This is a genomic window from Allobosea sp. 05T422_2 (assembly GCF_056396265.1).
The window spans coordinates 1-25,508 of sequence record NZ_JBFTLD010000034.1 but is presented as its reverse complement, the minus strand read 5'-3'; the positions used below and the strand labels follow the sequence as shown (position 1 = coordinate 25,508).

General features: G+C 66.6%; 25 protein-coding genes. 17 read left to right on the top strand and 8 right to left on the bottom strand.

The annotated features are described in order from the left end of the window. Positions 1-50: 50 nt before the first annotated feature. The 6 genes from AC1DJT_RS09040 to AC1DJT_RS09015 all read left to right on the top strand — a co-directional run bounded on the left by AC1DJT_RS09040 (position 51) and on the right by AC1DJT_RS09015 (position 4,840). A complete protein-coding gene (locus AC1DJT_RS09040) occupies positions 51-812 on the top strand; it encodes a GntR family transcriptional regulator (protein WP_441504610.1) in 762 nt (253 codons plus the stop codon). Positions 813-835: 23 nt separating this feature from the next. Continuing rightward, positions 836-1,822: a 2-hydroxyacid dehydrogenase gene (locus AC1DJT_RS09035; RefSeq protein WP_441504611.1), complete on the top strand. Its 987-nt coding sequence runs from the start codon at positions 836-838 to the stop codon at positions 1,820-1,822. A gap of 84 nt (positions 1,823-1,906) precedes the next feature. Continuing rightward, on the top strand, positions 1,907-2,710 hold the full coding sequence (locus AC1DJT_RS09030) for a transporter substrate-binding domain-containing protein (RefSeq protein ID WP_441504612.1): 804 nt from the start codon (positions 1,907-1,909) through the stop codon (positions 2,708-2,710). A 69-nt stretch (positions 2,711-2,779) separates the two neighbouring features. Next, on the top strand, positions 2,780-3,475 hold the full coding sequence (locus AC1DJT_RS09025; RefSeq protein ID WP_113516339.1) for an amino acid ABC transporter permease: 696 nt from the start codon (positions 2,780-2,782) through the stop codon (positions 3,473-3,475). Then, complete coding sequence (locus tag AC1DJT_RS09020; protein WP_476833926.1) at positions 3,475-4,128, top strand: amino acid ABC transporter permease; 654 nt, start codon at positions 3,475-3,477, stop codon at positions 4,126-4,128. The genes AC1DJT_RS09025 and AC1DJT_RS09020 overlap by 1 nt, the downstream gene beginning before the upstream one ends. Next, positions 4,109-4,840 (top strand): amino acid ABC transporter ATP-binding protein, encoded by a 732-nt coding sequence (locus AC1DJT_RS09015; RefSeq protein WP_476833925.1) that lies wholly within the window; start codon positions 4,109-4,111, stop codon positions 4,838-4,840. Before AC1DJT_RS09020 ends, AC1DJT_RS09015 begins: the two co-directional genes overlap by 20 nt. A gap of 115 nt (positions 4,841-4,955) precedes the next feature. Here AC1DJT_RS09015 and AC1DJT_RS09010 read toward each other — a convergent pair whose 3' ends face one another. Beyond that, on the bottom strand, positions 4,956-6,179 hold the full coding sequence (locus AC1DJT_RS09010) for a mandelate racemase/muconate lactonizing enzyme family protein (RefSeq protein ID WP_441504614.1): 1,224 nt from the start codon (positions 6,177-6,179) through the stop codon (positions 4,956-4,958). 41 nt (positions 6,180-6,220) lie between these two features. Further along, on the bottom strand, positions 6,221-7,174 hold the full coding sequence (locus AC1DJT_RS09005; RefSeq protein WP_441504615.1) for a dihydrodipicolinate synthase family protein: 954 nt from the start codon (positions 7,172-7,174) through the stop codon (positions 6,221-6,223). Between the two features lie 112 nt (positions 7,175-7,286). On the opposite strand from AC1DJT_RS09005, the gene AC1DJT_RS09000 reads away from it, so the two are divergent. The 5 genes from AC1DJT_RS09000 to AC1DJT_RS08980 are packed head-to-tail and all read left to right on the top strand — an operon-like array spanning position 7,287 to position 12,461. Next, positions 7,287-8,012: a FadR/GntR family transcriptional regulator gene (locus AC1DJT_RS09000; protein ID WP_441504616.1), complete on the top strand. Its 726-nt coding sequence runs from the start codon at positions 7,287-7,289 to the stop codon at positions 8,010-8,012. A gap of 12 nt (positions 8,013-8,024) precedes the next feature. Next, positions 8,025-9,602: an ABC transporter substrate-binding protein gene (locus tag AC1DJT_RS08995; protein ID WP_441504617.1), complete on the top strand. Its 1,578-nt coding sequence runs from the start codon at positions 8,025-8,027 to the stop codon at positions 9,600-9,602. 55 nt (positions 9,603-9,657) lie between these two features. Beyond that, a complete protein-coding gene (locus AC1DJT_RS08990) occupies positions 9,658-10,617 on the top strand; it encodes an ABC transporter permease (protein ID WP_441504618.1) in 960 nt (319 codons plus the stop codon). Next, positions 10,617-11,519, top strand: a complete 903-nt coding sequence (locus AC1DJT_RS08985; RefSeq protein WP_441504619.1) for an ABC transporter permease — start codon at positions 10,617-10,619, stop codon at positions 11,517-11,519. The genes AC1DJT_RS08990 and AC1DJT_RS08985 overlap by 1 nt, the downstream gene beginning before the upstream one ends. A gap of 24 nt (positions 11,520-11,543) precedes the next feature. Then, entirely contained in the window at positions 11,544-12,461 is a 918-nt protein-coding gene (locus AC1DJT_RS08980) for a dihydrodipicolinate synthase family protein (protein ID WP_441504620.1), read from the top strand. Between the two features lie 154 nt (positions 12,462-12,615). On the opposite strand, the gene AC1DJT_RS08975 is transcribed toward AC1DJT_RS08980, so the two are convergent. Both AC1DJT_RS08975 and AC1DJT_RS08970 read right to left on the bottom strand, forming a co-directional pair. Beyond that, positions 12,616-16,389 carry a DUF2339 domain-containing protein gene (locus AC1DJT_RS08975; RefSeq protein WP_476833924.1) on the bottom strand — a complete coding sequence of 1,258 codons (3,774 nt, stop codon included), beginning with the start codon at positions 16,387-16,389 and terminating at the stop codon, positions 12,616-12,618. 323 nt (positions 16,390-16,712) lie between these two features. Then, a complete protein-coding gene (locus tag AC1DJT_RS08970) occupies positions 16,713-17,087 on the bottom strand; it encodes a hypothetical protein (RefSeq protein WP_441504622.1) in 375 nt (124 codons plus the stop codon). A 204-nt stretch (positions 17,088-17,291) separates the two neighbouring features. Here AC1DJT_RS08970 and AC1DJT_RS08965 point away from each other — a divergent pair, with 204 nt between their 5' ends. After that, positions 17,292-17,417, top strand: a complete 126-nt coding sequence (locus AC1DJT_RS08965) for a hypothetical protein (protein WP_441504623.1) — start codon at positions 17,292-17,294, stop codon at positions 17,415-17,417. A 294-nt stretch (positions 17,418-17,711) separates the two neighbouring features. On the opposite strand, the gene AC1DJT_RS08960 is transcribed toward AC1DJT_RS08965, so the two are convergent. Continuing rightward, the gene (locus AC1DJT_RS08960) at positions 17,712-18,293 is read right to left on the bottom strand and encodes a hypothetical protein (protein WP_441504624.1); all 582 of its coding nucleotides are present in this window, start codon (positions 18,291-18,293) and stop codon (positions 17,712-17,714) included. Positions 18,294-18,355: 62 nt separating this feature from the next. Here AC1DJT_RS08960 and AC1DJT_RS08955 point away from each other — a divergent pair, with 62 nt between their 5' ends. Further along, positions 18,356-18,895, top strand: coding sequence for a Crp/Fnr family transcriptional regulator (locus AC1DJT_RS08955; protein ID WP_441504625.1), 540 nt, complete (start codon positions 18,356-18,358; stop codon positions 18,893-18,895). Positions 18,896-19,022: 127 nt separating this feature from the next. Here the strand turns inward: AC1DJT_RS08955 and AC1DJT_RS08950 are convergent, their stop codons facing one another. Both AC1DJT_RS08950 and AC1DJT_RS08945 read right to left on the bottom strand, forming a co-directional pair. Next, a complete protein-coding gene (locus AC1DJT_RS08950; protein WP_441504626.1) occupies positions 19,023-20,381 on the bottom strand; it encodes a sensor histidine kinase in 1,359 nt (452 codons plus the stop codon). Next, positions 20,378-21,067 (bottom strand): response regulator, encoded by a 690-nt coding sequence (locus AC1DJT_RS08945; protein ID WP_441504627.1) that lies wholly within the window; start codon positions 21,065-21,067, stop codon positions 20,378-20,380. The genes AC1DJT_RS08950 and AC1DJT_RS08945 overlap by 4 nt, the downstream gene beginning before the upstream one ends. 148 nt (positions 21,068-21,215) lie before the next feature. Between AC1DJT_RS08945 and AC1DJT_RS08940 the strand changes: the two genes are divergently transcribed. From AC1DJT_RS08940 to AC1DJT_RS08930, 3 genes are all read left to right on the top strand, one after another. After that, on the top strand, positions 21,216-21,491 hold the full coding sequence (locus AC1DJT_RS08940) for a PepSY domain-containing protein (protein ID WP_441504628.1): 276 nt from the start codon (positions 21,216-21,218) through the stop codon (positions 21,489-21,491). Positions 21,492-21,556: 65 nt separating this feature from the next. Continuing rightward, the gene (locus AC1DJT_RS08935; RefSeq protein ID WP_441504629.1) at positions 21,557-22,108 is read left to right on the top strand and encodes a cytochrome b; all 552 of its coding nucleotides are present in this window, start codon (positions 21,557-21,559) and stop codon (positions 22,106-22,108) included. 30 nt (positions 22,109-22,138) lie between these two features. Further along, positions 22,139-22,834 (top strand): VIT1/CCC1 transporter family protein, encoded by a 696-nt coding sequence (locus tag AC1DJT_RS08930; protein ID WP_441504630.1) that lies wholly within the window; start codon positions 22,139-22,141, stop codon positions 22,832-22,834. 41 nt (positions 22,835-22,875) lie between these two features. Here AC1DJT_RS08930 and AC1DJT_RS08925 read toward each other — a convergent pair whose 3' ends face one another. Next, positions 22,876-24,891: a heavy metal translocating P-type ATPase gene (locus AC1DJT_RS08925; RefSeq protein WP_476769720.1), complete on the bottom strand. Its 2,016-nt coding sequence runs from the start codon at positions 24,889-24,891 to the stop codon at positions 22,876-22,878. A gap of 168 nt (positions 24,892-25,059) precedes the next feature. On the opposite strand from AC1DJT_RS08925, the gene AC1DJT_RS08920 reads away from it, so the two are divergent. Further along, positions 25,060-25,386: a hypothetical protein gene (locus AC1DJT_RS08920; protein WP_441504632.1), complete on the top strand. Its 327-nt coding sequence runs from the start codon at positions 25,060-25,062 to the stop codon at positions 25,384-25,386. Positions 25,387-25,508 lie beyond the last annotated feature (122 nt).

Genomic DNA, 25,508 nt, shown 5'->3' with positions numbered 1-25,508 from the left:
GACGCCAAGATGGATCCGTTCAACGAGTTCCACGACTGAGGAGACGGGACATGGCCAAGCGCCCAAGCCGCCCGCGGCTGGTCGCAGAGGGTGAGACGAGCGTGCCGCCACGGCGCAATCGCATCAATCTCTTCGAACTCGCCTATCACCGGATCGAGGAACTGCTCGTCAAATGCGAGCTCGCGCCCGGCCGTTTTCTCGCCATGCAGGACCTGCAGGACCTGACCGGCTTCGGCCGCACCCCGGTGCATCATGCCGTCAACCGTCTCGCCGCCGACACGCTGATCATCATCCGCCCGCGTCATGGCCTGCAAATCGCGCCGATCGACCTCGCCCGGGAACGCGTGCTGCTGCATCTGCGCCGCGACATCGAACGCTTCGTCATTCGCCTCGCGGCAGAACGCGCCGGCCCCTCGCATCGCAACCAGATGCTGCACATGGAACGCCTGCTGCGCGAGAAGCGCGACGGGCTGACGCTTGCCGAGTTCAATGCGCTCGATCGCAGGATCGACCAGATGGTGCTGGCCGCCGCGGGCGAGCCGTTTCTCGAACACACGCTGCGCCCGCTGCACACCATCTTCCGGCGCATCGGCTTCATTTACCACAGCTACATGGCCGAGAAGACCACGCTCGACGGCACGATCGACCACCATCTCGCCGTGCTGAACGCGATCGCGACCCGCCATGCCGAACGCGCAGTCGCGGCCTCCGACGCGCTGATCGAATTCGTCGACAGTATGTTCGACGAGATGGAGGCCCGCATCGACCCTTCTTTACTCGATTGCAGCGTCGAGCCCCTGCTCGGCGCCTGAAACGCAACAGGCCAGTGGACCCCATGCGCATCATCTTCCATGGCGAGAACGCCGCCTCCTTCAGCTCCGGCTTTGCCGAACTCGTCGGCCCCGGGGCCGAAATTCGCATTCTGCCGGACGGGCTCGGCGTCGGCGCCGACCAGCAGGCCTATGCGCAGGCGGATGTCATCATCGGCGTGAAGTTCGATGCCAGCCTGCCGGTCCCGTCCGGGCTCAAGCTCTTCCATGTGCCAGGTGCCGGCTATGACGCGGTCGACCTTGCTTTGCTTCCGCCTGTGGCCAATGTCTGTAACTGCTTCGGCCATGAACAGGCGATAGCGGAATATGTCATGAGCGCGCTGCTGGCCCGGCATATCCCCCTGGCGGATGCCGACGCGAAGCTGCGCCGCGGCGACTGGGCCTATTGGGCCGGCTCACCTGCGCGCGTCCATGGCGAGATCGTCGGCAAGACCATCGGCCTGCTCGGCTTCGGCCATATCGGCAAGGCGATCGCGCGGCGCGCCAAGGCCTTCGAGATGAAGGTCCATGTCGCCAATCGCAGCGCTGTCCCGGTCTCCGATCTCGTCGACCGCGCCTTCACGCTCGATCGGCTGGAGGAATTCTGGGGCTCGGCTGACGCCATCGTAGTCTCCGTGCCGCTGACGCCGGAAACGAATGGCCTCGTCGGCGCCGCAGCCTTCGCGGCGATGCGCCGCGACGCGCTGATCTTCAATGTCGGGCGCGGCCCGACGATCGACGAGACGGCGCTGTTCGAGGCCCTGAAGGGCAAGCGCATCGGCGGGGCGGTGATCGACACCTGGTATCGCTACCCGGGCCCGGCCTCCGCCAATCCGCTGCCCTCCGAGCTGCCTTTTCACGAGCTGCCGAACATCGTGATGACCCCGCATATGTCGGGTTGGACGAGCGGGACGATCCGGCGCCGCCAGCAGACCATCGCCGACAACATCAAGCGCAGCTTCGCCGGGGAACCCCTCATCAATCTCGTACGGGAGGCGCGCCAGACTGCCTGAACGACCACGCCTGCTCTCCTCTCAACGAACCGGACGCCACGAAGCCGGTCGCCAATGAAGCAGATCGCAACAAGGAAACGCACCATGAGCCTGTTCAAGAATCTCAGAATGATCGGGATGCTGTTCGCGCTGGGCGCCGGCGCGCTCCCGGCCGCTCATGCCTCGGCCCAGTCGGTCACGGAAATCGTCAAGCGCGGCAAGGTCCGCGTCGGCGTGCTGATCGGCGCGCCGCCCTATGGCTCCGTCGACTCGCAAGGCAATGCGATCGGCTATGATGCCGACGTCACCGCCCTGATCGGCAAGTATCTCGGATTGCCGGTCGAGATCGTCCAGCTGACGCCGCCGGCCCGCATTCCCGCCCTCGAGGCCGGCAAGGTCGACTTCCTCGTCGCGACGCTGGCGCCGACACCGGAACGCGCGAAGGCGGTGATGTTCACCATCCCCTACAGCGCCTTCCAGACCGGCATCTACGCCAAGAAGGGCACGCCCATCAAAGACTGGGCCGATCTCAAGGGCCGCAAGGTCGGCGTCAATCGCGGATCCAGCGTCGAGCGGGAATTCACCAATCGCGAGAAAGAGCTCAACCTCACGATCCTGCGCTTCGAGGATGACGCGACCACGATGCAGGCGCTGTTCTCCGGCCAGGTCGAAGCCATCGCCGGGCCAGACGCCCAGGCGAACGCCGCGATCAAGGCGCGCGGCGAAACCGAGACCGAGCTCAAGTTCGTCTTCGGCATGCAGCCGAACTCGATGACCGTTCGCAAGGACGCCTATGAGCTGAAGCAGTGGCTCAACAACATGATCTACTACATCAAGCAGAACGGCGAACTGAACGCGATCTCCGAGAAGTGGGTCGGCGGTCCGCTGCCGCCGCTGCCAACCTTCTGATCCGTTTCGCATCGTCCCCGCTGCGCAGATCCTGCGCGGCGGGGCCTCGCGCCAGACTGACGAGGGATCATGTCGCTCCAGTTCGAATCCGTACTCGCCGAAACCGACATCATCCTTGACGGGATCATGCTGACGATCGGCCTGTCTGCCAGCGCGATCGTGCTGGGCCTGATCTTCGCGGTGCTGCTTGTCGCGCTGCGCACGCTGGCAGGCCGCTGGGCCGGCATTGCCGTCGATTGCTATGTCGAACTGATGCGCAACACACCGTTCCTGGTGCAGCTCTTCATGATCTTCTTCGGCCTGCCGCTGGTCGGCATCCGCATGTCGGGCACCCAGGCCGCCCTGTTGGCCATGACGCTCAACCTTGCCGCCTATGCGACGGAGATCATCCGCGCCGGCGTCGACTCCATTCACAAATCGCAGCTCGAGGCCGGCCTGTCGCTCGCGCTCAGCAAACGCCAGGTCTTCCAGTATGTCGTGCTGCAACCGGCCTTCGCCCGGGTCTGGCCCGCGCTGTCGAGCCAGTTCGTCCTGATGATGCTGGCATCGAGCATCTGCTCCTTCATCTCGGTGCAGGAGCTCTCGGGCGCCGCGGCCATCATCGAACAGCGGACCTTCCGCAGTTTCGAGACCTATATCATCGTCACCGTGATCTACCTCCTCCTGGCGCTGAGCTTGAAGGTCTTCCTGCTCTGGCTCGGCCAGCGGCTCTTCGCGCCGGTCTCCGGGCTCGCCCGCGTCGATGTCAAGGCGGAGGCAGCCTGATGACCACATTCGGGCTTCCCGAAGCGCTTTTCATCCTGCGCGCTGCCGGCTGGACGCTGGTTCTGACCAGCGTCGCCTTCATCCTCGGCGGGCTGATCGGCGGTGTCTTCGCGATCATGCGGCTCTCCCAAGTCGCCGCGCTGCGCCGCTTCGCGGCCGGCTACATCCTGGTCATCCAGTCGATTCCGGTGCTGATGGTTCTGTTCATGAGCTATTACGGGCTTTCGGCGATGGGCGTGGAACTGCCGCCCTTCCTCGCAGCGTCCGCCTCGCTCTCGATCTATGTCTCGGCCTATCTGGCCGAGATCTGGCGCGGCTCGATCCAGTCCGTCCCCTTCCAGCAATGGGAGGCATMGGCCTCGCTCGCGCTGACGCGCGGGCAGCAATACCGCTACATCATCCTGCCGCAGGCGATCCGCATCTCGCTGCCGCCCACCGTCGGCTTTCTCGTCCAGCTCGTGAAGAACACCTCGATCGTCTCGGTCGTCGGCTTCGTCGAACTCTCGCGTGCCGGCCAGCTCGTCAACAACGCGACCTTCCAGCCTTTCCAGATCTTCACGCTGGTCGCGCTGATCTATTTCGCGATCTGCTTCCCCTTGTCCCGGCTCAGCCGCCATCTCGAACAGGTGATGAATGCCAGCCGTCCTCATTGACGACGTCCACAAGCGCTTCGGCAACCTCGAGGTTCTCAAGGGCGTCTCCCTCACCGTCGAACCCGGGCAGGTCGTCGCCCTGATCGGCCGCTCCGGCTCGGGCAAGAGCACGCTGCTGCGCTGCATCAACGGGCTGGAGGCGATCCAGTCCGGCCGCATCGAGGTTGCCGGACATGTCGTCGACCAGGATCCGAAACACTTGCGCGAATTGCGCAAGGATGTCGGCATCGTCTTCCAGAGCTACAACCTGTTCCCGCACCTGACCGTCTCCCAGAACATCACGCTCTCGCCGCGGATCACGCAGAACGTGCCCCAGGCGCAGGCCGAGACGCTGGCCCGCGAGGTGCTGGCGCAGGTCGGCCTGTCCGAGAAATTCGACAGCTATCCCGACAATCTCTCCGGGGGGCAGCAACAGCGCRTCGCCATCGCCCGCTCACTTGCGATGCGGCCGAAGGTGATGCTGTTCGACGAGGTGACATCCGCGCTCGATCCGGAACTGACCGGCGAGGTTCTGCTGGTGATGGAAAAACTCGCCAAGGGCGGCATGACCATGCTGCTCGTCACTCATGAGATGAACTTCGCGCGCAATGTCGCCAGCACGACCATCTTCATGCATCAGGGCAAGATCTGGGAGAGCGGGCMGTCACGGGAGCTCTTCGCCAACCCGCAGACGCCGGAGCTGCGCAATTTCGTCAGCGCAGGCGCGCATTGATCGGCCGGTCCCAGCGCCCGTCCCCATCTCTCGCGGAAGGGGCCAGGGCCGGACGATCCCTGCCGGAGGAAAAGCTCTGCTTGCGGCGGATATCCGCAGGGTCTGACGCCTCCCATCAAGCGGACCCACCAGACGCGCCACAGTCTTTCCAGTCCTCGTCCGGCGGCGGGCCCCAGTCCTTCAGGACGCAGCTATAGACGGCGCTCGCCTCAAAAGGATAGCGCGCCTCCATCTCCGGCGTCAGCGTCAGGCCGAGGCCGGGCGCAGTCGGGAGCAGGAGCCGACCGTTTTCGATCCGGCCCTGATCGCCGATCATCTCCCGGCCGAGCGGGAAATCGAGCATGGGGAATTCCACCAGCTTGCCACCACCGGCAAAGGCGGCGTGGTAATTCGCCATGATCGCGGCCGCTCCGCCCCAGGCGTGCACGACGACCTCCGTCGCGAGTTCATCTGCCGCGGCAAAGATCTCCATCACCGCGCTGATACCGCCGATCACCGAGGCGTCGGGCTGGACGAAGGCATAGGAGCCGGCACGCATGCGCTCGATCATTTCCTTCGGCGTCGTGATGATCTCGCCGCCGCAGACGGGAACGTCGATGCGCCGGCGCAGCTCGCGAAAGGCCTCGGGGCTGTCGGGGCCGACGGCCTCTTCGAGGAAGAGCATGCGCTCAGCCGTCCTGCCATGCACGGCCTCGACGAAGGCGACGACATCGTCGACGGGCTGCGGCGGATCGGCCAGATTCTGGCACATGTCGACGCCGACCCTTATGCCGCGCCTGGCCGCTTCCTCCAGCACCCAGACGGTCCGCCAGATGTCGGCCTTGAGCGAGCGGATCTTGTAGATCGCGATGCCCTTCGCGCCGAGCAAGTCGAGTTCGCGGATGAACTGGTGCCTMGCGTCGCAGCAGCCGCCGCTGCCATAGATCGGGATGGCATCGCATTGGGCGCCGCCGAGCAGTTCATGGACGGGCAGACCGAGGCTCTTGCCCCTGGCGTCCTGCAAGGCGCTCTCGAACGCGCTGATGACATGGCGCGCCGCGCCCTGGAGCGACCAGTAATCGCAGAGCGAGCGCAGGTCCCTGACCCGGCGCGGAATGTCGAAGCCATCCTTGCCCAGCATCAGCGGCGCGCAGAGATCGACGATCGATTTGAACACCAGCGGTGCGAACACGGCGATATAGCCTTCGCCGAGGCCAGTCACGCCATTGTCCAGCGTCACCTCGACCATGCCGATCGTCCGCTTCGGTCCGTTCGGGAAACAGGCCCTGATCTCGCGCTCATCGGCATCGGCATAGGGCGAACTCAGCAGGACGCAGCGAACCCCGGTAATCCTAGGCATGGCACTCCCTCGCTTCGCTACCGGTCAKGGCATGGTTAGGTTCAGCGCGCGTCCATGATCTCGGGCAGCATGCGCCGGGCGATCGGCCTCAGCCGCTCCGCCTCGGCCGCGTCGATCCAGCGATAGGGCCGGCGCAGGCGCGGCCCGACCGGCGCCCAGTTGCCGATGGCGGCGAGCAGCTTGTCGAGCGCGGCGTTGGAATAGCCGTGGTCGCGCCGGAACGGCAGAATATGCGCATCCATGAAAGCGCAGATGCGCTGCTCGATCTCGCGGGCGGCGCCGATATCGCTCAGCATCATCTCGGTCCAGGCTTGCGCGCCGCGCGGGCTGAGGCAGGCGACATTGGAGAAGGCGCCGGCTGCGACCCCGGCCTCGACACCGGTCGCAAGATGGTGGCCGGGCAGGTAAAGCGCCCAGTCGTCCAGATGCGCCTGCGCTTCGGCGTACCAGTCCGCATCGCCATCGGCGAGCTTGATGCCGACGACCTGCGGCACCTGCTTCAGCACGGCCCCAAGCGTGGCCGGCGACAGGACACGCTTCGCGTGCGGCGGGTTGTAGAGCACGAGCGGGATGTCTCCCGCCGCCTCGGCGGCCATCTGCAGGAAGTCCACGGCCTCGGGATCGCTGACCGGCCACCAATCAGGCAGGATCACCTGGATTCCGTCCGGCGCATGCGCGACGGCGCGTCTCAGCCGGTCAAGTGCGACACTCGGATCGGGCTGGCAGGCGCCAATCACGAAGGGCATGTTCGCGCGGCTGCAGCGCTCGGCCAGGATACGCTGGATCGCGTCGAATTCGGCCTCGGTCTGGTTGTGGCACTCGCCGGCCGTGCCATTCGAATAGATGCCGTCGACCCTGGCGGCGATCAGCACGTCGATCTCGTTGGCGAGCCGCGACAGATCGATCCCTCCATCCGACTCGATCGGCAGCAGCAAGGTTGCCCAATTGCCGCGCAGCGCGCCCCACCTGCCCGCCCGGTCGAGCTTTCCCGACATCGTCGTTTCCCCTCCTGCCGACTTGTTGACTTCACGGATATCCTACAAGTAGATATCGTTCAACAATCGGGCGGAAGCCGCCGGCGCTCTCGGGCGCGGCCGGTGCCACAGGATGAGGTCGAAGACCGTGACCCGGACGATCAGGCCCCTGGTGAAGCCGCAATCGCTGCACGTCTCCGTGCTGGAAAGYGTCAAGGCCTATATCGACGAGAGCGGCCTGCCTCCGGGCAGCCAGCTTCCGCCGGAGAACGACCTCGCCCAGCAGCTCGGCGTCAGCCGCAACTCAGTGCGCGAGGCGGTCAAGGCGCTGGAATCGGTCGGCATCGTCGAGACCAGGCGCGGCATCGGCATCTTCGTCAGCGACTTTTCCTTCGCTCCGCTGCTCGACAACCTCGCCTTCGGCCTGCGCGGCAGGCTCGATGATTTCGAGGAGCTCCTGACCATTCGCCGCGCGCTGGAAGGCGCGCTGATCGGCAGGACGGTGCAGGTGATCGGCGCCGACGACATCGCCGAGTTGCGCGCCCTCACCGCAAAGATGAAGGCCAGGGTCGATGTAGGAGAGAGCTTCCTCGAGGAGGACCGGCGCTTCCACCGCACCTTGTTCCGCTGCCAGAACAACCAGCTGCTGCTGAAGCTGCTCGACATTTTCTGGCAGGCCTTCGTCAAGGCCTCGGATTTCATCAATCTCGAAAATCGCGATCCGGTCGCAACCTGGCGCGATCACCACGAGATCGTCGAGGCCGTCGCGACACGCGACGCCGAGACGGCGCGCGAGCGCCTCGACCACCACTATCACGGCATCTCAAAAATAATCGCAGCCAACAAGGCGGCGAGCTGATGGGAGGTTACGATGACCATGAGGACGTATCGTAGGGCGCTGATCGGCGCCGCGTTGCTGGCCGGCACGATGATGACGCCGGCCATCGCCCAGATGAAGACKATCACCGGCGGCTTCGATGTCGGCCCCGGCGGCCTGCAGGGCAATTTCAACCCGATGACGGCGCCGGCCGGCTACACTTGGCTGAGCACCTATTTCGAGCCGCTGGTGACCTATGATGCCGGCTTGACCAAGCTCGTGCCGGCCCTGGCGACGAGCTGGGAGATCAGCGACGACAAGCTGAGCTACACGTTCAAGCTGGCGCAGGAGACCTGGCATGACGGCCAGGCCTTCACGGCCGACGACGTCAAGTTCACCATCGCGCTCAACAAGAACCCGAAGACCGCGAGCCTGCTGTCGGCGCGCCTGGCGGCCATCGACAGCGTTGAGGTCAAGGACCCGCGCACGGTCGTCGTCAGGCTCTCCAGGCCCGACAACGCGCTGATCGTCAGCCTGACCAAGATGATGATCCTGCCGGCGCATGCGCTTTCGGCGATCGCACCGGAGGACATGGCGAAGAACGTGCTCTGGTCGACGAAGCCGATCGGCACCGGCCCGTTCAAATTCGTGCGCTACGAGACCGATCGCTTCGTCGAACTCGCCGCCCATGAGAGCTATCGCGGCGGCAAGCCCAAGGTCGACCGGCTGATCAACCGCTATTTCGCCAATGCGGCCGCGGCGATCTCGGCGCTGCGGGCCGGCGAAATCCAGTTCACCTATATCGAGTCCGACGACGTCCCGACCTTCAAGGGCAACAAGGATTTCACGGTCATCGAAGGCGCCTCCTATGTCGCCAACTATATCGGCTTCAACAACCAGGTGCCGCTCTGGAACGACATCCGCGTCCGCCAGGCGGTGATGCATGCGATCGACCGCAACGCGATCATCGACAGCCTCTACAAGGGTGCCGCCAAGAAGGCCGATTGCGGCTATGTCGAAGGCAGCCTGATCCCGAAGGGGCTCGACGCCTATGCCTACGACCCGGCCAAGGCGACGCAGTTGCTCAAGGAAGCCGGCTGGGACAAGATMAACGGCACGAAGCCGATCACCTGGCTGACCTATTACAACAACCCGCTGACCGCCAATGTCATGGCCGCCGTCCAGTCCATGCTCGCCCAGGTCGGCATAAATGTCGTGCCGCGCGCCCTGGACCCCGCGGGCTATAACGCCATCGCCATGTCGCGAACGTCGAACCCGGCCGATTTCCCGCTGGTCTATGCCGGCCTGCAGAACGGCCCCGACCCCGGAACGCTCAATCTCGGGCTGAACGAGAGCCAGATCCCGCCCGTYGGCCAGAACTTCCTGCAGATCAAGATCCCCGAGCTCAATTCCGCGCTGAACGCAGCCGTCGCCGAGACCGATCAGGCCAAGGCGACGACGAAATACCAGGACGTCTGCGCCGTCATGAACAAGACCCTGCCCTGGGGCACGATGTGGGTCGCCAATCGCTATGGCGTCGCCTCGGTCAAGCTCAAGGATTTCGTCTGGACGCCGGCGCCGGGCGGCGGGCCGTTCGCGGCCACGCCGGAAAAATGGTCGATCGCGCCCTGAGCCGGCGGGAGGGCCGAAAAGGCCCTCCCTCGTCCCTTCGACGACGGACTGACCCATGCTTGGCTTCTATCTGAAACGGCTCGCCGCCGGCCTGATGATGCTGATCGCGCTCAGCATCCTGGTCTTCGTGCTGCTGCGCCTGGCCCCCGGCGACCCGGTCGACGCCTATGTCAATCCGCTGGCGCCGCTGAGCCAGACCGAGATGGACGCGCTGCGCCAGCGGCTCGGCCTCGACCGGTCCTGGCCGGTGCAATATTTCGCCTGGCTCAGCGCGGCGCTCGGAGGGGATCTCGGCTACTCCATCGACAGGGCCGGCGTGCGCGTGCTGCCGCTGCTGGTCGAACGCACCGGGCCCACCTTGCTGCTGATGCTGAGCGGCCTCGCCATGGCGATCGTGTTCGGCATCACGGCTGGCGTCATTGGGGCGGTCAAGCGCAACTCCGCCATCGATATCGGGCTCGGCCTGGTCGCCTTCGTCACGATCTCGACGCCGGCCTTCCTCAGCGCCCTGCTCGGCCTCTATGTCTTCGCGGTCGTGCTGCGCTGGGCTCCCTCGGGCGGGATGCTGACGCCGGGCGCGCCCTTCTCGCTCTCCGACCTGCTGGCCCATCTCATCCTGCCGGCTTCCCTGCTGGCGGTGGTCTATTCCGCGCTGTTCATGCGCTACATGCGCTCCTCGATGATCGAGGTGTTGAACCAGGATTATCTGCGCACGGCGCGTGCCAAGGGCGTCGGCGAATTTGCGGTCATCGTCAGGCATGCCCTGCGCAACGCCATCCTGCCCGTCATCACCCTGATCGGCTCGACCATCGGCATCGCCATCGGCGGCGCGATCTTCATCGAAAGCGTTTTTGACTGGCCGGGCATGGGGCTCCTGATGGTCAAGGCCGTCGAGACCCGCGACTACCCCGTGATCATGGGCGCGACGCTGCTGATCGGTGCCGGCGTCATCCTGGTCAACCTTCTGACCGACCTTGCCTATGCGGTGGTCGATCCGCGCATCCAGGTGAGATAATGAACGCGGATGCGCCGATCGCCGCGAGCGCGGTCCCTCTGCGAGGCAGCAGCCGGAGCCCGCTCCAGCGCGCGCTCGGGCGCTTTCTTCGCAATCGCGCGGCGATCGCGGGAGTGCTCATCCTGGCGCCCGTCCTGCTCGCCGTGCTGACCTACCCGCTCTGGTGGCGCCATGCGCCCAACAGCATCGATCTGCGGGCGCTGAACTCCGGGCCGACGGCTTCCCATTGGCTCGGCACCGACGGCGTCGGCCGCGATACGCTGGCCCGCCTGCTGCAGGGTGGGCGGATCTCGCTGCTGATCGCCTCGGTCTCGGTCGCGATCTCGCTTTGCGTCGGCTTCGTCGTCGGCGCGGTTGCGGCGTTCGGCGGGCGGGCCCTCGACGGCGTGATCATGCGCCTTGTCGATCTCGCGATGACTCTGCCGCCGGTCATCCTGCTTCTGGTGCTCGCCTCGATCACCGGCACGGGCATCCTGCCGACGATCTTCGTGATCTCCCTGCTCTCCTGGCCGGTGCTCTCGCGCATGGTGCGGGCGCGCCTGCTCGAGCTGCGCGAACGCGATTTCGTCGTCGCCTCGCGCGGCTTCGGGGCCGGTCTCGGGCACCTGCTCTGGCGCCATGCCCTGCCGAACTCGCTCGATATCCTCGTGGTCTACGCCACCGTGCAGGTCGCCAATGCGATCCTGCTCGAAGCCGGCCTCTCCTTTCTCGGCATGGGCATCGTCCCGCCCGAAGCGAGCTGGGGCAACATGCTGAGGGCCGCGCGCTCGACCGTCGTGCTGGAACTGCACCCCTGGCAATGGATGCCGGCAGGCGCCGCGCTGGTCGCCACCGTACTCGCCATCAATTTCATCGGAGACGGGCTTCGCGACGCCTTCGATCCCCGCGCCGACATCACCTGATCAACGCAGAGAAAGTTTCGGTCCATGGCACGTTTCCACGGTGTGGTTCCCCCGGTCGTCACCCCGCTGACGCGAGATTTCCGGGTCGATTACCCCTCCTTCACCCGGGTGATCGAGCATCTACTCGAGGGTGGCGTCGACGGGCTCTTCGTGCTCGGATCGACCAGCGAGGTCGTCTTCCACGGCGATGACGAGCGCCGCAGGATCATCGAGCATGCCGTGAAGATCAATAACGGCCGCGTCCCGATCTTTGCCGGGGCGATCGACCCGACGACCGACCGCGTCATCCAGCACGCCAGGGCGGCTCAATCGGCCGGCGCCGATGCGCTGGTCGTGACCGCCCCCTTCTACACCCGCACCAACCAGGCCGAGACGATCGACCATTTCCGCTATGTGCGCGAGGCGGTCGACTGCCCGGTGATMGCCTACGACATTCCCGTCTGCGTCCATATCAAGCTGGAGCGCGCGACGACCGTCACACTCGCCCGCGAAGGCACCGTGGCCGGCCTGAAGGATTCCAGCGGCGATGACGGCAATTTCCGTTTCGTCCGGCAGGATCTCGCCGACATGCCGGATTTCTTCGCGATGACGGGCTCCGAGATCGTTGTCGACAACGCCGCGCTGATGGGCGCCCAGGGCGTGGTCCCCGGTCTCGCCAATGTCGACCCCAAAGGCTACGTCAAGCTCTGGCGGCTCACTCAGGCAGGCCAATGGGACGAGGCCCGCAACGAGCAGGAACGGCTCTGCCGCCTGTTCGAGATGGTCTGGATCTCGCTCGGCCGGACCAGCGCCGGCTCGGCCGGCGTCGGCGCGTTCAAGACGGCGATGCAGCTTCTCGGCATCATCGACACCAACACGATGGCCCGCCCGCAACGCTCCCTCAACGCCGAGGAAGCGGCGGCGATCAAGGTCATCCTCAGCGAGACCGGCCTTCTCGGCTGATCCGAGGACGGTCGCAGCTCTCCCCAGGAATGCGGCTGCGGCAGCAACCGCGTTACATCATCGGACAGGAAATCGTATCCGATCCGATGATGTGATCCTTTGTGTTTGCATCGGCTTTTCCGAAAAAGCGCAATCCACTTTTGGGGCTGATGCTTTAGCCCCCTTCCGTTGCGGCCCCGCTTTCCCGGATCGCCGCGCCCTGCTGCGCATTCTCCCGCTGCAGCAAGCGCTGATAGGCGAGCCCGATGCCGACCAGGCTGGCGCCGAGGCCGATGAAGGAGAGCGCCCGCAACAGGCCTTCCAGCCCGGACATGTCGACCAGAAAGGCCTTGCAGATCGCGATGGTGACGACCGCAAGCGAGGCCAGACGCAGATCCTTCGATTGCAAGCGGAAGCCGAGCGCCAGCAGCGCGACGCCATAGAGCAGGATCGCCGCCGAATAGGCGTAGAGTTCGGTCGCACCGATGCCGTCGGCCAGGAGATCGGGGCCGACGAACCAGCGCCGCACCTCGATCAGCACATAGGCGAGCGCCCCGATGATCGCCGTGCCGCCGAAGATCCGTCGCGGCAGGGCCGCCGCAACGAATTCGCGCGTCCAGCGCGCCGCAGCGAAAGCAAGCAGCGCGGGCATGAGATAACCGACCAGGGCATTGTCGAGGATGAACAGGCCCGCCAACGGAACCTCGCTCAGCAGCGGATTGGCGACGACGCCCGAGAGAACCGCGAAGACGGCGCAGGAGGCGATCGCCGCGCTCTCCGGGCGCAAGGGGACAGCGCGGCCCTGGATCGTCACCGTGCCGGCGATCATCGCCGCAATGGCCATGATGAAAGCGATCGCGGCGTAGCAGCCGGCCTCGGCCAGCGTGACCGGCTCGCCTGAGACCAGCAGCGGACCATGGAAGCCGTGGCGCAGCAGCAGGAAGGCGCAGAGCGCCGTGCCCGCCCATGCCGTCCACGCGAAGGCCCGGCTGATTCTGGGCCGCGCATCGCGCAACCAGAAGGCTGCGCCGGCAAAGGCGAGCACAACCGCGCCATAGCCCCAGAGGATGCGGTTGAAGATGATGGGGCCGGAGACGCCGCTCTGGTCGAACAGCGGATTGCGGACGATGCCGAGCGCCAGGGCAGCCCAGCCGACGGCGGCGAAAGCGAGCACGCGCAGGACCCAACGGGTGACGCGGTTCTGCGCCGCCTCGTGCCAGATGCGCGCGGCTGCAGTGAGGGCGAGCAACGTGATCGTCACGATGACTGCCTCGATGAAGCCGACCGTTTCGACCGAGCGCGGCGCCAGTTCCGGGCCGGCAAAACCCTGCCGGACGATCAGGACGGCGCCAAGCGAGACCAGCACCGCTGCGCAGGCGGTCAGGCATTCGCCGATGCGCGAGCGCGCCTGCCCGCGATCGAGCCGGAAGCCGAGCAGGCCGAGCGCGCCGCCGGCAAGGACATAGAAAAGGAGCCGGTTGAAKATCGGAGGCCCGAGCACCGCCGTGCCGTCGAAGAGCGGATTGAGCAGGCCGCAGAGCCCAGCGAGGCTGAGCAGAAGCAGGAGGGCCGCCGTGATATCGGCCGCCGGCCGCAAGACGCGCCCGCCCAGGCGGCGCGCCAGGACCTGCAGTCCAGCGCCGATCAGGCCGAGCGCCACGACATGGGCGACAGCCTCCTCGAACAGGCGGTTTCGCGGCAGGCCGGAATAATGGCCGGCGATCAGCCTGATGTCCGGGACGAGCTCGGGGCCGGCAAAGAACTGCCGGATCTCGAGCAGGATGAAGGCCGCGCCGAAGAAGGCCGCCAGGGCCTCAAAGACGCTGCGCGGCCGGTCCTGCTTGCCACGCAGCGCCAGCGCGCCGATCGCAAAGCACAGGGCCGGCCCGGCATAGGCCGGGATGACCCAGTTGACGAGCGGCCAGGAGCCCATGTCGGAGACGATCGGCTGCCAGACCAGGCGCGCGAGCGCCGCTGTCGCCAGGGCGGCAGACATGCTGCGCAGAAGCGGGATCGGCCGCAGGCTGGCGATGATCGCGACGCCGGCCGCCGCGACCGCAAGCCCGACGACGAGCCAGGTCTCGCGCAGGGCAAAGGCGACGGCGAGGCCAAGTGCGATCGCGCCGCCGGCGGCATAGGCGGCCGAGCCGATCAATGCCAGCGGGTTTGTCCGGGAGCGCGTGCTGCGCCGCTCGACCGGCAGCAGCAATTCGGAGGCGGCGAACAGGGCGGCAGCAAGCAGAAGCGAGAGCGCCGCAAAGCCCGTCGAGCGCTCGAAACCGTTGCTCCGGAGCGCCGTCGCCAGCAGCAGGCAGATCGGCCCGAGCGCGGAGGCGAAGCCGAGGCAGCCGCGGATGATGAAGCCGCCGGCGCCGGCGCCCTTGCGCAGGAGCAGTGCGTAAAAGGGCAAGCCGCCCACGATCAGGGCGAGTAGCGCCGCCGTCCACCGGATGCCCGGCCCGGCATTGCCGGTGATGCTCAGCCTGACGATGTCGAGGACGATGTCCGGCGAGAGCCCGAAGGCGCCCTGCACGTTGGGCCAGAGCAGAACCATGCCGGAAGCGGCGGCCGCGGCGAGCGGCGCCAGCGGGGCAAGATCGCCGTACCGGACGGCTGAGATGCTGGCGACCAGCACGGTCGTCAGGATGGCGAGATGCAGCATGACGGGCCCGCCATCGGCAGTCCACAGCACCCCGGACAGGACCAGCGGCGTGGCGATCGCGGCAAGGCCGATGCCGTCGAAGCCGGCGACCGGCCAGGCGCTTCTGGCTGTGCCGCCCTTCAGTTTCGGCCATTCCTTCAGAAGCACGAGCGCCAGCACAGCCCCGACGACGAGCAGGAGGGATGACCAGGTCGGGCTCTCCCCGGACAGCCCGATCAGGGCTGTCCAGATGCCATGGCCGGCGATGGCGCCAAGCGTCACCACGCGGCTCGGCTGCCACGCATGGATGAGAAAGGCGACGGCCGTGACGAGGGCGAGGAACACGGATAGCGCCGGAAAGTTCGGCGCGCTGCTCGCGACCAGCAGCGGCGTCGCGTAGGAACCGACCAGGCCGAACAGGCCGAGTACCGGGCCGTGGAGCAAGGACGCGGCGAGCGCCGCGAGCCCGATCAGTCCCATCAGCGTGAAAGCCAGGGCCGGCCCGATGAAGCCGTGGATCGCATGGGCCGCGTAGACGACGCCGAAGCCGCTGAGCACGCTGACGCCGGCGAGAACCGCAGGGATATTGGCCCCGCCGAGCCGGCCGAGCGCGCCCGGCCTCTCGCCGAGATGGGCAAGTCGATCGCTCCGCCTGAGATACTCGCTGGCCACGGCTGCAATGAGGGAGAAGGCTGCGCCCATCAGCAGCCGCATGCCGGGGCCGAAGACGCCGGCCTCGATGGAATAGCGGACCAGGAAGAGCCCGCCGAAGGCGAGCGCAATGCCGCCGACCCAGACGGCCCAGCGCGAACCGATGGCCTGCTCGAAATCGCGGCGGGGCGCGGATGGCACAGGTTCAGGCGTTGCAAAGGCATCGAGCKACGGCGGGGCCTCGGCCTCCGCGTCCCGCGCCAGCTCCGTCATCGCGGCGGCCTGTTCCAGCGCCAGCGCGTCGGCTGCGAATGCGTCGGCAGGCTGCGGGGCGGCGAGCATGGGATCCGCCGCGGTCTCCAGTGGCGTCGGCGGCACGGCCTCGGCCGTGAAGGTTGGATCCTCTGCMGGGGCAAGCTCGCGATGCAGCCATTCCGCAGGGACGGCCTCGTCCTCTGCCTCGGCCTCCGCCTGACCGGTTTCGCCGTGGGCTTCGCGGAGCGTGGAGAGGGCAAGCCGGAGCTGGTCGATCTCTTCCTGCTGCTTTGCGACCAGGGCCAGCGCGCGATTGGCGCGCGAGAGGGAGGAGAAGGCGGCCCAGGGAATGGCGATGAGGAAGCCAATGACGGCAAGGCCGAGAATCACCAGAGCTTCCAAGGCAGGCCCTCAACCTAAAGTCGTTCGCCCCCGACACTTAGGGCACCGGGCCGGGAATTGTCTAATCTTCGGCGGTTAACCTGCCAGCCGGCCAGGCTCGCCCTCCAGATCGACCGCCATGTCAGCATTCCGAGTGCCACGCCGATCACGAATCCCACGGTGCTGGCAGCGAACCCGCCCCCTCCCTGCAGCCAAGGCCCGGACATGAAAGGCCCGCCATTCCCTTCGAAACGGCGGGCCACGATCGGCAAGGCAGACAGGGAAATTCCCCCTGGAGGATGATCAGGCCTGGCCGGGCCATGCGTGTCCGGACAGGCTTTGGATCACCAGCGTTCGTAATATCCGGGACGGGGGCCATAACCAGGGCGCGGGCCGTAGCCGGGGCGCGGGCCATAGCCGGGGCCATAACCAGGGCGTGGTCCATAGCCAGGCCGCGGGCCGTAGCCAGGGCGCGGCCCGTAGCCGGGGCGCGGGCCATATCCGCCGCGACCATAGCGCTGCTGGCGATTGGCTTCCTGCATCATCATCAACCGGCGCTCCTTGGCGGCGGTCATGCTGTATTCGGCCGGCTGCCGGTCGAGGCCGGCGGCCAGGCCAGCGGGCAAAGCTTCGGCACTGGCGGGCGTGGGAGAGGCAACGGCTGCACCTGCGATCGCGATCGCACCCAGCACGCTCGCAAGGAAGGTCTTTCGGTTCATCTCGGATCCAATCTTCAAGGCCGCGTCGCGGCAAAACACAACAACTCCGCATTGCGGGGGAATCATAGCAACACGGTTGTAACTGATTTGTTCCCGCGCTGGACGCATGCGGGGCGCACCGCCTTTGTCTTGTGCGATGCAGCATAAATGGTCATATAGGGACTGCCTAAGCACCCTCCCTCACAATCTGAAAGGAGAGATTCGATGCTGGACAGGCACGTTTCCGACTGCACAGTCGAGACAGAACGCGAGCCCCAAGAGGACCACGAGGAGCAGCAGGACGAGACGGATTTCTCGCCCCGCGCCTATCAGGAAGGCTTCTGGAGCTAGACCGAAACAAGGACGTTACAGAGAGATCGGCGGCGGGCGGCCATTGGGCTCAGCCTGCCGCCCGCGAGGGCCGAAACGCCCATGCTGCGCCTGCACAAAGCAGCAGGGCCAGCCCGGCACCGAAGGCGGCAGCGCCGTTCAGCCCGGCGACAAAACCACTTCGGCAGCGTATCGGCTGGAACCAGCCCAGTCATATTCAGGCGATACAGCCCGACAGGCCCCCGACCGCACGCAAGACGAGCCCTGCGTCGTCGTCCCAAGGCCGGTACCGCTTCTGGTCCGGATCGCTGCGGCTCACTGGTGTGGGCGGTCACCCCTGGCGATCATGAGATGATGTTCCTGATGATGCATGCCCCGCGTCATGACGCCCAGGAAACCCAGTCCCTTGAGCTTGGCTGCATCCTTGGCGGGAACGCGCACCGTGATGGTCGCCCCGTTCTCGATAGGCGCCGCCTCGAAGCGCCAACCCTCCCGGTCATTCATCGTGGCGGCGTGCGCGAGCACCATGCGTCGCACGGCATCTCGCACGGGCGGAGTTCCGGTGACGGTAAACCGCCTCCCCCCTTCGACCGCCTCGGCCTTGACCTCGGACGACAATGTCACGGCGCTCATGTCGGCAAGGTGCTGCCGCAGCGCTTCGATGTCAACCTTGGACCAATCGGTCCTGGGGTCCTGTTCCAGGATTTCGACGATCTCCTGAATCGCGGCGAACGCCCCCTGCCCCGGTTGCGTCGGACGCAGGCCAGGCCCACCGGAGTCTTGCGTCATCGGCTGGCTCGCAGCAGGGGTTGCTCCGCCGCCGTGATGGCCGGAATGCGTTTGCGCCAGCACGGCTGCGGGAAGCAGGCAGGCGAGGAAAGCAATGGAGCGGATCATGCTGGTCTCCTTGTGTGGAATACGCTTGCCATGCCGCCAAGACGCTGAACATGATAGCGATCATGCCCGAACCAGCAATTGCGCTCCTGAAGGGGCTTTCCACGCAGACATGCGAATTTTGCGCGGGGGACGCCGTTTTCCATCGCGGTGACCCCGTCCGGCTGGTTCATGTCGTCCATTCCGGCTGCCTCCATCTCATCCGGCACCAGGATGATGGGGCCGCGCTGATCCTTCAGCGCGCGCTGCCTGGGGCCATTCTGGCCGAAGCCTCGCTCTATTCCGAGCAATATCATTGTGACGGGCGCGCCGAGACCGCGGCTGTCACGCAGGCGGTCTCGCGGCGCGATCTGAAGCAGGCCCTGGCGCATGATCCGGTGCTTGCCGAAACCTGGGCCAGCCATCTCGCTCATGAAGTGCAGCGGGCACGACTGCATGCCGAGATAGCCTCCCTGAAGACGGTCAAGGCCAGGCTCGACGCATGGATCGCCTGGAACGGCCCTCTGCCGGCCAAGGGAGGTTGGCGCCATATCGCGACCGAGATCGGGGTGTCGCCAGAGGCGCTGTATCGGGAAATTGCGCGAGCGCGCGCTGCGCGAAGGTGACAGGCAGCGGAGCTCCAGGGCCCCGATCGCCGGAAACGGCTCCCATTCACGCCTGTCGATAGGGGCAACCGAGGGTTGCCGCTCCGCACCGCCCGGGCCGCGTCCTGGCGACGGGACCGAAGGGCGCTCAGCCGGCTGTCGGCTTCAGGCCGGGGAGTTGCACCTGGACCTCGAGGCCATCCGCCTGTCCCGGGGCGGGCGAGCAGAAGGCGAGCTCGCCGCCGACACCGCGCATGATCGTCTGCACGATCGAGAGGCCGAGCCCCGAACCGTCGGCCATCGTCGTGCCGCGCGTGAAGCGGTGCGTCATGCCGTCGAGGACCTCCTGCGACAGCACCGGCCCGGCGCTGGTCACACTGAAACTCCCGTCCTGCGTCAAGCTCACCCGCACCACCCGGGTCGGGGAGCCATGTTTCAGCGCATTCTCGATCAGGTTGCGCGCGAGGATCGCAAAGGCGTCGATGTCGAGGGTCGAGACGAACCGCTCCTCTGCCGGCAGCGAGAGCTCGACCCTGCCCTGGTCCTCAAGGTGATGCAGAACGAGAGCGAGCACGGGCACGAGGTCCTGGGGCACTTCCGAAAGCAACCCGCCCCCCTCGGCCTTGGCGAGCTGGAGCAACTTCTCGGACAGGCGCGCCAGCCGTTGCAGCGCCGTCTCGATCTCCTTCGTGCGGGCGCGGGCCGGCCCCTCCGGAAGCTCGGCCCTGAGGCGCTGGGTCTGCGCGAGGGCGGCAGCGACCGGCGTGCGCAATTCATGGGCGCTGTTGGCGGTGAAGCTGCGCTCGGCATCCAGCAGCCGCCGCATCCGCGCCATCAGCGCATTCACGGCCTCTGCCACCGGTGCGATCTCCGAGGGCAGTGCCGCGACCGCGACCGGCGCCAGATGACCATCGCCGCGCGCCTCGATCTCGCGCCTGAAGGCCACGACCGGCCGCAGGGAGAAGGCGACCAGCGCCCAGGTTCCGGCGATGCCGAGAGGCAGAAGCAGCAGCAGCGGCCAGGCCAGCACCTTGATGGCGTCGCGCACCGCGTTCTGGCGGTGGCCCGGTCGCTCGGCGGCGGTGACGACAAGTGTGCCGCTGACGGCGACCTCCGTGTAGAGACGCGAACTCGGTCCGTCGCTGAAGCCATGCGCGGGGTTCGGCGGAAACTGCGCCGGGTCTGCGTCATGCGACTGCAGCAGGCTCCGCCCGGCCGCATCGCGCACGACATAGGTGATGTATTCGCGATGTGCGCCGACCGATGCGATCTGCTGGGGCCCGGGCTCTGCATCCGCATCGCGGTTGAGAACCTCGGTATAGGCGAGCGGCAGCACGCGCTGGACCACCTCCTGCAAGGCACTGTCGAAGACCTCGTCGATCTCATGGCGCAGGAGCAAGCCGGCGCCCAGCGTTGCCAGGAGCCACAGCGCCATGACGCCGCCGGTCAGGGACAAGGCGAGCCGGCGTTGCAGGCTGCCCCTGGGCGGCAACGCGAATCTCGTCATGGCCTCGCCTTGCCCGATCCTGCGACGGCTGTCGCACCGAGACGATAGCCCATGCCACGCACGGTCTCGATCACATGGGCGCCGAGCTTCTTGCGCAGACGCCCGACATAGACCTCGATCGTGTTGCTCTCGACCTCGGAATCGAAGGCGTAGAGCCGCTCTTCGAGCAGCGCCTTGGAGCAAAGCATGGCCGGGCGCTGGAGGAAGGCGTCGAACAGGGCCCATTCGCGCGCGGTCAGGGCGATGCTGCGGCCATCCCTGGCGATGGTGCGCGCCGCAAGATCGAGCGTCAGATCTCCGATCCGCAGCAGGGGATTGGGATTGCCGCCATAGCGGCGCGCCACGGCGCTAAGGCGTGCGGAGAGCTCCGCCAGATCGAACGGCTTGACGAGATAATCGTCCGCCCCGGCGTTCAGCCCCGCGATCCGATCGGAGACCTGGTCGCGCGCGGTCAGGACGATCACCGGGGTCGCGTCGCCGGCCTGCCGYCTGGCGCGGAGCAGGTCGAGCCCACGCCCGTCCGGCAGCATCAGGTCGAGAAGGATCAGGTCGTAGCTCGCAAGCCGGATGAACTCCGTGGCATCCGCAATCCGGCTCGCCCAATCCACGCCATGTCCGTCGGCTGCGACCTGGTCGCGCACCGCTGGACCCAGGATCGGATCGTCCTCGACGAGAAGCACACGCATGCCGGGTTCCGCAGCCTCCGGGGACCATTCGCCCGTCTATGGCACAAACCTGACAGCGGGCTGAACGCAATCGCATCCGCCGTTCAGGTGGGTGTCAGCTTGGCGTGATGGAAGGGGCCATCGGCCCAACCCGTGGAGGACAGGTTTCATGAAGCGCGCCCTGCCAGCCGCCGCACTCGGCCTCCTCTTCGGGGTGACGGCTCCCGCTTACGCCGGCCAACGCTGCCTTGCTCCGATGACGGAGTGGAAGCCGCGCGAGGCACTGGTCGAAAAGCTCCGGGCCGAAGGCTGGACCACCATGCGGATCAAGACCGACCACGGCTGTTACAAGGTCCGCGCGGCCGACGAAGCCGGCCGCCGCATCAAGGCGAAATTCGATCCTGAAACGCTCGAACGCGTCACGCGGGATGGCGACGACGACTGACCAGCCGTCAGGCCCCCTCTCCAGCCCCTGCTCTCAGTTTCAGCTCCTGCCATGAGGATTTCCCGATGCCGACACGCCGATACGACAGGTTCACCATCAGCCTTCACTGGGTCATCGCGCTCGCCGTCGTCGCGGCCTACGGAATAGGGCTCGTGCGCGACGAATTCCCGAAGGGCGACCGCCCGTGGCTGCTCACGCTCCATATGTCGATTGGTCTTCTCGTGATCGCATTGACGGTGGTGCGCATCGGCTGGCGCAGCATGACGCCCGCACCCGAGGCGCTGCCGGCCGCGCCGATGGTGGAACTGGCTGCGAAGATCGCACATCTCGGTCTTTACGCGGCGATGCTGGCGATCCCCCTGATCGGGCTCTTCGCGGCCTGGATGAGGGGCCGTCCCGTCGACTTCTTCTGGCTCGCCACCATTCCATCGCCGGTCGCGCTCGACACCGCTCTGGCAAAGACTCTCAAGGACGCGCATGTCGTGGCCGCCCATCTCTTCATGGTGCTGGCTGGCGTCCATGCGCTGGCGGCGATTGCCCATCACCTCGTCCTGAAGGATGCAACGCTCTCGCGTATGCTGCCCCTGGTCACGCCCCGCGGTTCGCGCTTCGACTGAGCGGCCMGGCCAACCGCAAGGACCGACGCCATGTATCCGCTCCACCGTGAAAATCATCTTGTCGAGCGGATCGGCTGGCTTCGCGCCGCCGTGCTCGGTGCCAATGACGGCATCATCTCGACGGCAAGCCTCGTCGTGGGCGTCGCGGCGGCGGCCAAGAGCGCCAACGAGGTGCTGGTCGCGGGCGTCGCCGGGCTCGTCGCCGGCGCCATGTCGATGGCGGCTGGCGAATATGTTTCCGTCAGTTCCCAGTCGGACACCGAGAAGGCGGACATGGCGCGTGAACGGCGCGAACTCGCCGAGCAGCCCGAGGCGGAACTGGCCGAGCTAACGCAGATCTACGTGGAGCGCGGCGTCGAACCGGCGCTCGCCCGCAAGGTCGCGGAGCAGATGACGGCCAGGGATGCCTTCGAAGCGCATTCACGCGACGAGCTTGGTCTCGCCGGGCACATGATCGCGCGGCCTGTCCAGGCGGCGCTGACTTCGGCCGTCACGTTTGCAACGGGCGCAGCCGTCCCCTTGCTGCTCGCCCTCGTCGTGCCCGCGGGATCGATCGGCTGGGCGGTCTCAGGTGGTTCGCTCGTCTGCCTTGCCCTGCTTGGCTCGATCGGCGCCGTCGTCGGCGGAGCCGGCATCGTCAAGCCGACCCTGCGCGTGACGTTCTGGGGCGCCATCGCGATGGCCGCGACCTGGGCGATCGGCGCGCTCGTCGGGCATCAGGTCTAGGTTCCTCCCCCAAGGATCCGCGGCTGGCGCCGGTCCGGTACTTAAGACTCTCTCCCGGCTGCTGCCGTCACCCGCTTTTCGCCGGCCGGCAGCAGCCGCGCGGAGTTCGAGATGAAGATCAGCTCGGACGAGACGTGGATGAACGCGGCCAGCAACGGATTCAGGAAGCCGAAGGCCGCCATGGCGATGCCCAGGGCATCCACCGCGATTGTGCCTGAAAAGTTCTGCCAGATGACGCCGCGCGTGCGCTGGGCGATGCGAACCGTCTCGACCAGACGCTCCAGGTCGTTGGCCAGCAGCACGATATCCGCGCTCTCCTTGGCGACGTCGGTCCCGGACCCCATCGCGATGCCGACGCTTGCAGCCGTCAGCGCCGGCGCGTCATTGATGCCATCGCCCAGCATGGCGACCTTGGCACCGGAGGCGACCAGGGTCCGCACGCGCTCCAGCTTCTGCTCGGGCAGCATGCCGGCCTCGACCGTGTCGATGCCCAGACTGGCCCCGACGCTGTCGGCAACCCTGGCATTGTCACCGGTCAGCAGAATGGTGCGGATCTTCAAGGCATGCAGGGCGCGAATGGCAGAGGCCGCCTCCGGCCTGACTTCGTCGGCCACTGCGAAGGAGCCCGCATAGAGGCCGTTGATCGCGACGCAGATCTCGGACGAGACGGCGTTGCCGGCCCGACCCGCGGGAGCCTCGATCCCATCGGCCTGCAGCAGCTTGACGCTGCCGATCAGGATACGATCCTCGCCAATCTGCGCCGAGACGCCGCGACCGAGCGTGTAGTCGAAGCGATCGGGCTCCGGCACCGCAATCTCGCGCGCCCGCGCTTCCGCGACGATCGCCTTGGCCAGCGGATGTTCGGAGCGCAGTTCGGCCGAAGCCGCCAGCCTCAGCAACTCCCCTTCGCTACGGCCGGGCGCCGGATGGATCTCGAGAACCCGCGGCTCGCCGAAGGTCAGCGTCCCCGTCTTGTCGAGCACGATCGTGTCGATGCGGCCGAGCATCTCAAGGTGCACGCCACCCTTGATGATCGCGCCGTTGCGCGCGGCACGGCCGATGCCACCCAGTACCGCCAGGGGCGTGCCGGCTGCGACGCCGCAGGCGCCGGCGACGATGATGACCGAGATCGTGTCGCGGATGTTTCCGGTGAGCAGGTAGGTGACGATCGCCGCGGCGAAGGAGAAGTAGACGAGATAGCCGGCGAGCTGGTCGGCGAGGCGCTGGACCGGCGCGCGGGACTGTTCCGCGTTCTCGATCGCGTCAATGATACGCCCGAAGCTGGTGTCGCGTCCGACGCGGTTGACCTGGATATCGAGCGCACCCGACTGGTTGATCGAGCCCGCGAAGACGGCATCGCCTTCGCTGCGCTTGATCGGCATCGACTCGCCGGTGATCCGCGCCTGATCGACATAGGACAGGCCCGACCGGACGAGCCCGTCGACAGGAATATTCTCGCCGGGAGCGACCAGGACGCGGTCGCCAACCACGATACTGTCGATGGGAATGACCGAGATGACGCCGTCGCGGCGCACGGTCGCCTCATGCGGCATCACGTCGATCAGGTCGGCGATCGCGGCCCGCCCACGGTCCACCGTCAGATGCTCCAGCTCCTCGGCCACGAGCACGAAGAAGGTGACGACCAGCGCGGTGAAGAATTCAGAGATCGCGGCGGCCGCCACAATGGCGATCGACATGGAGAGCTCCATGGTCATTCGCCGCTCTTTGATGTTCTCGATCGCCTCGCGGACGATCGGCCAGGCTCCGAACAGCAAGCCGCCGACGCCAACGAGATCCCAGCCTGCCACGGGTCGGACGACCTGAAACCAGATCAGCACGGCCGAGACGGCGACAACCGCGATCCGCAGAACCTCGATGGTCTCGAGGTCGTGACCGAACAGCATCAGCGCGCGCGGCACGCGGCCGCCAAACCAGCCTGGAGCGCGCCTGGCCTGCTCGGCCGCGCTAGCCGAGCAGGAGCGCTCGAACGGGCGAAAGCAGGTGCAAGGCTGCGCGCTGGCAGGACAAAGCGGCGCGGAACCGGTGATGGTCGTCATGGTGGAATCATCCCGATCGGGTCGATGTGAGGATTGCGCCATCCATCTAGTTTAGAATTATTCCAATTACAATCCAAGCTTCACTTTGGCATGGCCTTCCCTCATGGTGGCGGACGGCTGGGATGCAACGCCCCTCTTCACCACCGAGTCATCACGGAGGTAGCGCCGATGCATAGGGGTTGCTTGGCTCTCGCGGCCGCCGCAGCCGTAACGGTCGGGGCGGTGAACCCAGCCCGCGCCGATGCGATCGACGGCGCCTGGTGTTCCGGACATGGGCAGCGCTTCGCCATCGAGGGCCCCTCGGTCACCACCACCAAGGGCCTGACGCTGTCGGGGACCTACACGCGGCACAGGTTCAGCTTCACCTTGCCTCCCGGAGAGGCGGATGCCGGCGCGCCCGTCGATATGGTGCTTCAAGGCGAGACCCAGGTGCGGGTGACGATCGGTTCTGCCGGCGCCGAGATATGGCGCCGCTGTCCGGCAGGCATCAGCTAACCCAAGGTGGCCGTGATGGCGCGGCCGGTCGATCGGGACGACGCCGGTTTGAAGGATCAGTTCATCAGATCATCGGACCGGAAACCGTATCCGGTCCGATGATCTAACCCTTTGTGTTTGCA

Bases quoted from the DNA above. Each gene is read 5' to 3' on its own strand.
- AC1DJT_RS09035 (WP_441504611.1), top strand. From the start codon at position 836: ATGCGCATCATCTTCCATGGCGAGAACGCCGCCTCCTTCAGCTCCGGC.
- AC1DJT_RS09040 (WP_441504610.1), top strand. From the start codon at position 51: ATGGCCAAGCGCCCAAGCCGCCCGCGGCTGGTCGCAGAGGGTGAGACG.
- AC1DJT_RS09005 (WP_441504615.1), bottom strand. From the start codon at position 7,174: ATGTCGGGAAAGCTCGACCGGGCGGGCAGGTGGGGCGCGCTGCGCGGC.
- AC1DJT_RS08970 (WP_441504622.1), bottom strand. From the start codon at position 17,087: ATGAACCGAAAGACCTTCCTTGCGAGCGTGCTGGGTGCGATCGCGATC.
- AC1DJT_RS08990 (WP_441504618.1), top strand. From the start codon at position 9,658: ATGCTTGGCTTCTATCTGAAACGGCTCGCCGCCGGCCTGATGATGCTG.
- AC1DJT_RS08950 (WP_441504626.1), bottom strand. From the start codon at position 20,381: ATGACGAGATTCGCGTTGCCGCCCAGGGGCAGCCTGCAACGCCGGCTC.
- AC1DJT_RS08960 (WP_441504624.1), bottom strand. From the start codon at position 18,293: ATGATCCGCTCCATTGCTTTCCTCGCCTGCCTGCTTCCCGCAGCCGTG.
- AC1DJT_RS09030 (WP_441504612.1), top strand. From the start codon at position 1,907: ATGAGCCTGTTCAAGAATCTCAGAATGATCGGGATGCTGTTCGCGCTG.
- AC1DJT_RS08965 (WP_441504623.1), top strand. From the start codon at position 17,292: ATGCTGGACAGGCACGTTTCCGACTGCACAGTCGAGACAGAACGCGAG.
- AC1DJT_RS08925 (WP_476769720.1), bottom strand. From the start codon at position 24,891: ATGACGACCATCACCGGTTCCGCGCCGCTTTGTCCTGCCAGCGCGCAG.
- AC1DJT_RS08955 (WP_441504625.1), top strand. From the start codon at position 18,356: ATGCCCGAACCAGCAATTGCGCTCCTGAAGGGGCTTTCCACGCAGACA.
- AC1DJT_RS08935 (WP_441504629.1), top strand. From the start codon at position 21,557: ATGCCGACACGCCGATACGACAGGTTCACCATCAGCCTTCACTGGGTC.
- AC1DJT_RS08930 (WP_441504630.1), top strand. From the start codon at position 22,139: ATGTATCCGCTCCACCGTGAAAATCATCTTGTCGAGCGGATCGGCTGG.
- AC1DJT_RS09025 (WP_113516339.1), top strand. From the start codon at position 2,780: ATGTCGCTCCAGTTCGAATCCGTACTCGCCGAAACCGACATCATCCTT.
- AC1DJT_RS08940 (WP_441504628.1), top strand. From the start codon at position 21,216: ATGAAGCGCGCCCTGCCAGCCGCCGCACTCGGCCTCCTCTTCGGGGTG.
- AC1DJT_RS08985 (WP_441504619.1), top strand. From the start codon at position 10,617: ATGAACGCGGATGCGCCGATCGCCGCGAGCGCGGTCCCTCTGCGAGGC.
- AC1DJT_RS08920 (WP_441504632.1), top strand. From the start codon at position 25,060: ATGCATAGGGGTTGCTTGGCTCTCGCGGCCGCCGCAGCCGTAACGGTC.